The sequence below is a fragment of the Streptomyces sp. NPDC059355 genome (assembly GCF_042752335.1).
GTDB lineage: Bacteria > Actinomycetota > Actinomycetes > Streptomycetales > Streptomycetaceae > Streptomyces.
In genome coordinates this window covers 57964-64186 of record NZ_JBHYXN010000048.1, presented here as the reverse complement: position 1 = coordinate 64186, position 6223 = coordinate 57964, and the positions used below count along the sequence as shown (strand labels likewise).

6 protein-coding genes and 1 tRNA gene are annotated in these 6223 nt (G+C 72.5%); 4 read left to right on the top strand and 3 right to left on the bottom strand.

The window, feature by feature from the left end; translation table 11 throughout:
* Positions 1-139: 139 nt before the first annotated feature.
* Positions 140-907 carry a DsbA family protein gene (locus tag ACFXGI_RS32520; RefSeq protein WP_384714575.1) on the bottom strand — a complete coding sequence of 256 codons (768 nt, stop codon included), beginning with the start codon at positions 905-907 and terminating at the stop codon, positions 140-142.
* Between the two features lie 154 nt (positions 908-1061).
* Here ACFXGI_RS32520 and ACFXGI_RS32515 point away from each other — a divergent pair, with 154 nt between their 5' ends.
* A complete protein-coding gene (locus ACFXGI_RS32515; protein ID WP_384714572.1) occupies positions 1062-2441 on the top strand; it encodes an NAD(P)/FAD-dependent oxidoreductase in 1380 nt (459 codons plus the stop codon).
* A gap of 47 nt (positions 2442-2488) precedes the next feature.
* Here ACFXGI_RS32515 and ACFXGI_RS32510 read toward each other — a convergent pair whose 3' ends face one another.
* Both ACFXGI_RS32510 and ACFXGI_RS32505 read right to left on the bottom strand, forming a co-directional pair.
* On the bottom strand, positions 2489-3160 hold the full coding sequence (locus ACFXGI_RS32510; RefSeq protein WP_384714569.1) for a histone deacetylase: 672 nt from the start codon (positions 3158-3160) through the stop codon (positions 2489-2491).
* An 89-nt stretch (positions 3161-3249) separates the two neighbouring features.
* Positions 3250-3324, bottom strand: a tRNA-Thr gene (locus ACFXGI_RS32505).
* Between the two features lie 222 nt (positions 3325-3546).
* On the opposite strand from ACFXGI_RS32505, the gene ACFXGI_RS32500 reads away from it, so the two are divergent.
* The 3 genes from ACFXGI_RS32500 (at position 3547) to ACFXGI_RS32490 (ending at position 6062) form a co-directional block, all read left to right on the top strand.
* Positions 3547-4635, top strand: a complete 1089-nt coding sequence (locus tag ACFXGI_RS32500) for an ABC transporter ATP-binding protein (RefSeq protein WP_384714566.1) — start codon at positions 3547-3549, stop codon at positions 4633-4635.
* Positions 4636-4814: 179 nt separating this feature from the next.
* Entirely contained in the window at positions 4815-5228 is a 414-nt protein-coding gene (locus ACFXGI_RS32495) for a hypothetical protein (protein WP_384714563.1), read from the top strand.
* Between the two features lie 54 nt (positions 5229-5282).
* A complete protein-coding gene (locus tag ACFXGI_RS32490; protein WP_384714560.1) occupies positions 5283-6062 on the top strand; it encodes an NDP-sugar synthase in 780 nt (259 codons plus the stop codon).
* The last annotated feature ends 161 nt before the right edge of the window (positions 6063-6223 follow it).

Genomic DNA, 6223 nt, shown 5'->3' with positions numbered 1-6223 from the left:
GGCCTGGCACGCACGCTCGCCGCGTTGTCGTCGGTCACCGACGCTCCGCGTCGATTCCCTCCTCCGCCTTGCGATCGCACGCGCCAGGCCCCGCCGGCCCCGCCCTTTCGGGCGGCCGACGCCACTTTGACGACACTCCCTAGGCTGCCGCACCGCCGATGCCGACGGCCTCCAGCGCCTCCGTGAACGCCGCCGCGTCGAACATCGCCCCGTCCTCGGGCCCCACCGGCCGGCCGTCCACCAGCACCATCGGCGTGCCCTGCGCCCCCGTCGCCTCGAACGCCTTCTCCGCCTCGCCGGCCCACCCCTTGTACGTCTGCTCCGCCACCGCCCGGTCGAAGGCCTCCCCGCGCAGCCCCGGCACCTCCGCCGCGATCGCCAGCAGATGCCCGTCCGTGAACTTCGCCTTCGGCCGGCTCGCGAACACCGCCGCCTGGTACTCGGCGAACTTCCCGGCCTCCACCGAGGCCCGCAGCGCGTTCACGGCCCGCACCGAACCGCCGGCCCCGCCCCGGTCCAGGAAGGACGCCAGCAGGTACTCGACCTTCACCTTCCCCTCGGCGGCCAGCTTCAGCAGCGCCTCACCGCCCGTCCCCTCGAACTTCGCGCAGTACCCGCACCGCGGATCCACCAGCACCTGCGCCGTGCGCGGAGCCGCCGGATCCCCCACGACGATCCTCGCCCCGTCGACGCCGGCCGGCAGCTTCGCCAGCTGACCTGCGATCGGGCTCGTCCGCACCTCCCCGGCCCCGGCCCCGGCCCCGGCCCCGGCCCCCGCTCCGGCCCCGGCGGCCGCCCCCGAGCCCTCCCCCGCGCCACAGCCGGCCGCCGCCCCGGCGAGCAGGGCCGCCGCCACGACCGCCCCGACGACACGCCCCGCGCGCCCTGTCCTACGTATCTCCACCACGAACCAAACCTCTCGCAACCGGCACAAAACACCCCACCGGCACCCTACGGACCCCACCACCCCCGCCACATCAGCCAAAAGGCCACCTCCCCCACCCCAAAACCCGGCATCCGGTACCTGGACACCCATCCGGAACGCCCTGTACCAACTCCCCATGACGATCAACGGCGGCATCTCCTTCTGGTACGCGACGGATCAGAGCGCCCAGCAGCCACCCCGCGCCCCCCTCACCGGCCACGCCACGGCCGACGTCGTCATCGTCGGCGGCGGCTACACCGGCCTGTGGACCGCGTACTACCTCAAGACCGCCGCCCCCGACCTCCGCGTCACCGTCCTGGAGCAGAAGTTCTGCGGCTACGGGGCCTCCGGCCGCAACGGCGGCTGGCTCTACAACGGAATCGCCGGACGTGACCGCTACGCCGGACTCCACGGCCACCAGGCCGCGCTCCGCCTCCAGCAGGCCATGAACGAGACCGTCACCGAGGTCATCGACGTGGCCGCCAAGGAGTCCATCGACGCCGACATCCACCGCGGCGGCGTCCTCGAAGTCGCCCGCACCCCCGCCCAGCTCAGCCGCCTGAAGGCCTTCCACACCGCCGAACTCGCCTTCGGCGAGACCGACCGCGAGCTCTACGACGCCACCGACACCCGCGCCCGCATCGACATCGCCGACGCGGTCGGCGCCTCCTGGACCCCGCACGGCGCCCGCATCCACCCGCTCAAGCTGGTCAAGGGCCTGGCCGCCGCCTGCGAACGGCTCGGCGTGGTCATCCACGAATCCACGCCCGTCACGGAAATCGCCCCCCGCCGCGCCGTCACCCCGTACGGCACCGTCCGCGCCCCGTACGTCCTGCGCTGCACCGAGGGCTTCACCGCCGCGCTCAAGGGCCAGAAGCGCTCGTGGCTCCCGATGAACTCCTCGATGATCGCCACGGCCCCGCTGCCGCCCGAGACGTGGTCGCGCATCGGCTGGTCGGACGCCTGCACCCTCGGCGACATGGCCCACGCCTACATGTACGCCCAGCGCACCGCGGACGACCGCATCGCGATCGGCGGCCGGGGCGTCCCGTACCGCTTCGGCTCCCGGACGGACACCGACGGCACCACGCAGCGATCGACGATCACGTCACTCACGAACCTCCTCACCTCCTTCTTCCCGGTCCTCACCGGAGTGGAGATCACCCACGCCTGGTCGGGCGTCCTGGGCGTCCCCCGCGACTGGTACGCCACGGTCACCCTGGACCGCACGACGGGCCTCGGCTGGGCCGGCGGCTACGTCGGCTCGGGCGTGGCCACCTCGAACCTCGCCGCCCGCACGCTGCGCGACCTGGTCCTGGGCGACTCCACGGACCTCACCGCCCTCCCCTGGGTCAACCACCGCGTGCGCCGCTGGGAGCCGGAACCCTTCCGCTGGCTCGGCGTCCAGGCCCTCTACGCGGCCTACCGCGAAGCGGACCGCCGCGAGTCGGCCACCCACACCCCGACGACAACCCCCCTGGCCCGCCTGGCCGACCGCATCTCGGGCCGCCACTGACCCGAACCCCCCGAAGGCCCCGCACACCCCCTAGGGGAAGCCCGTCGTCACCGGCAGGTGCCGGTGGTGAGCAGCTCCAGCACCTGAAGGGCCGTCCAGTTGCCGGCCGCGCCCGGGCAGGCGGCCAGGTAGTCGGCGATGTCCCGCTCCTCCCAGGGGCCCGATTCCAGGAGTCCGCCGGCCAGGTACCGCAGGTACGCCGCGGACGGCATGAGCACGTCCACGTCCTGGAGCGTCCACGGCGCCGTGAAGGTCAGCACGGGGATGCCCTCGATCGTGCCCGGGCAGATCAGGGTCTCGTACCGCCCCGGCCCGACCTCGTGGCGGCCGTCCCGGAGAACCGCCGTCAGGTCGAGGTCGCCCCCGGGCTCCTCGTACATCTCCTGTGCGGCGATGTCGGACATCTGGCCGACGGTGACCAGGTGCGCGCGTCCGCGCGTACGGCCCGGGGCGGTCGGGTCGTAGAACCCGCGTCCTCCCGTCCACACGGGAGACTCGGTCGCGAAGTAGAGGCGGCCGGCCAGCTCCACCGCCAGGGACCGCTCCGGCGCCCGCCGGTCCCGGCAGCCCGGGTACGTCCGCCCGGCGCCGACGGGCGTGCCTCCCGCGATGTACGCGGCAAGGCGGTCCATGTGCATGTTGGACGCGTACGAGGCGTACCAGACCCGCTCGGGGGCGGGGAGCGCTCCGTCGAGCGGCGTCGGCATGTGCACGGTCATGCGCGTTTCCTCGGGGAAGGTCGTGAGGGCAAGGTCCACCGAAACGCGAAAGCCCAGCTCGGAGGAGATCCGAGCCGGGCTGTCAGCGGAGCCCCCTGTCGGATTCGAACCGACGACCTACGCATTACAAGTGCGTTGCTCTGGCCGGACTGAGCTAAGGAGGCGTAACCGCGCTCACTTTACACAGCGCCCCATCCCCCGGGCCATCACGTCGTCCCGCCCGCGGGCGGTCGGCGGACGGGTCCGGGAGAGGTGGAAGTCACGGGCCTCCGGGTGCTGACAGGACGGGGTAGGAGGGGTAGCGTCGGGCGGAGTCCTCCTTACTGGACTAGACCTTCCACTCGGATCGTCCGGCACGTTCCTGCCGGTAGAAGGGATTCATCACCATGGCTTCTGTCACTTTCGACAAGGCAACCCGGCTGTACCCCGGCGGCGACAAGCCCGCCGTCGACGAGCTGGAGCTGCACATCGAGGACGGCGAGTTCCTCGTCCTCGTCGGCCCCTCCGGCTGCGGCAAGTCCACCTCGCTGCGCATGCTCGCCGGCCTGGAGGACGTCAACGGCGGCGCCATCCGCATCGGCGACCGCGACGTCACGCACCTGCCGCCCAAGGACCGGGACATCGCGATGGTGTTCCAGAACTACGCGCTCTACCCGCACATGACCGTCGCCGACAACATGGGCTTCGCGCTCAAGATCGCCGGCGAGGACAAGGCGACCATCCGCAGGAAGGTCGAGGACGCGGCGAAGATGCTCGACCTCACCCAGTACCTCGACCGCAAGCCGAAGGCGCTCTCCGGCGGCCAGCGCCAGCGCGTCGCCATGGGCCGCGCCATCGTGCGCAAGCCGCAGGTGTTCCTCATGGACGAGCCGCTGTCGAACCTCGACGCCAAGCTGCGCGTGTCCACCCGTACCCAGATCGCCGCGCTCCAGCGCGACCTCGGGATCACCACCGTCTACGTCACCCACGACCAGGTCGAGGCCATGACGATGGGCGACCGCGTCGCGGTCCTCAAGGACGGCCTGCTCCAGCAGGTCGACACCCCGCGCAACATGTACGACCGCCCGGCCAACCTCTTCGTCGCCGGCTTCATCGGCTCCCCGGCCATGAACCTGGTCGAGGTCCCGATCGCCGACGGCGGCGTGAAGTTCGGCGACAGCGTGGTCCCGGTGTCGCGCGAGGCGCTGTCCGCCGCCGCGGACGCGGGCGACAGCACCGTCACGGTCGGCGTGCGTCCCGAGCACTTCGACATCGGCACCGGGGGCGGCCTGACGATCACCGTCAACGTCGTCGAGGAGCTCGGCGCCGACGGCTACGTCTACGGGCGCACCACCGACGCCGAGGGCGCACAGGACATCGTCGTGCGCGTGGGCGGCCGCCAGGTGCCCGAGAAGGGCTCGACGCTGCACGTGGTGCCGCGGGCCGACGAGATCCACGTCTTCTCGACCTCGTCGGGCGAGCGGCTCTCCGGCTGACCCGAGAGCGAGTACGGTCAGGGGCGTTCCTTCCGGGGAGCGCCCCTGTCCGCCATCCGGGGCAGACCGGGCCATTCGGCCCCACTCGTCAACCCTTAATTCGAAAAGCCACGTCGAACCATCCCCCGACCGGGTGACTAAATGTCGCCAAATCTTCACCGAGCGCTACTCTCGCCCTCGTGACCCACACTGCCCGCCGTATCGGCCGTTCCCTCGCCCTGGTCCTGCCCGTCGTCCTGGTCCTGTCCGGGACCCTCGCGGTCACCATGGTCCCCTGGGCGGACAACACGCCCTCCCAGATCCTGACCGCGTCCGCCGAGGACGTGTCCGTCCCCGCGAAGCCGCGCGCCGCCCAGGACGTGCTGCGCGACAAGCTGCTGGGCGAGCTCCAGCAGGGCGAGGCGCCGGGCGACGTCCTGACCCACCTTCAGCAGGAGGTGGACCGGCGCCCGTCGCTGGCCGGGCACTGCATGGGGATCGCGCGGGCGCTGGGCCGCGCCGCCGTGGACGTGTACGGCCCGACGAAGGCCCAGTCCTTCGCGCGCCCCGTCTGTGACACCGCGTACGCGACCGGCGTCGCCTCGATGGGCTGACGGCCGACGGGCGTCGCCGTTCTCCCCCGCGCCGGGGCCTCTACCCTGACGGCCATGACCGACGTACCCCCCGTGTCCCGCTCCTCCGTTTCCGCGGCCGCGTACCCGGCCTCCCCCGCTCAGGCGCCTGTTCAGGCGGTGGTCCTGGCGGGAGGCCAGGGTTCGCGGCTGCGTCCGTATACGGACGACCGGCCGAAGCCGATGGTGGAGATCCCGGGGACCGGGGTGCCGATCATCGGGCACCAGCTGGCCTGGCTGGCGGCCGAGGGGGTGACGGACGCCGTGGTGTCGTGCGGGCATCTCGCGGAGGTGCTCCAGGACTGGCTGGCGAAGGCGGACCTGCCGCTGCGGGTGACCACGGTGGTGGAGGAGGAGCCGCTGGGGCGCGGCGGCGGGCTGAAGTACGCGGCTCGCCACCTGCCGTACCCGGAGCGGCCCTGGTACGCGACGAACGGGGACATCTGGACGCGGTTCTCGCTGCGCGAGATGGCCGAGTTCCACGCCGAGCGCGGGGCGACGGCGACGCTGGCGCTGGCCCGGCCGCGGATCCCGTGGGGGGTGGTGGAGACCAACGAGTTCGGCCAGGTGCTGGACTTCATCGAGTCGCCGCCGTCGCCGTATCTGATCAACGCGGGCGTGTACGTCTTCGGCCCCGAATTCGCCGCGCTGCTGCCGGATCTGGGCGACCACGAGCGTACGACGTTCCCGCGGCTGGCCCGGGAGCGGCGGCTGGCGGGCTTCCCGCTGCCGCAGGGGGCCTACTGGCGGGCGATCGACACGGCGAAGGACCTGACCGAGGCGGCGCGGGAGTTGGCCGCCCAGAGCGGCTCCTGAGGCCCTGCGCGCGGCGGAGCCGTGCGGAACGCGGAGAGGGGCCCGGCGCGCACACCCGCGACAACGCCCCACACCCGCACCGGGTCACGACCGTCAGGCCCCCCCCCATCCGCGCGTTATAGGGGGCGGCGACCCGCCGCCCCTGGGGCCCCCACCGAATC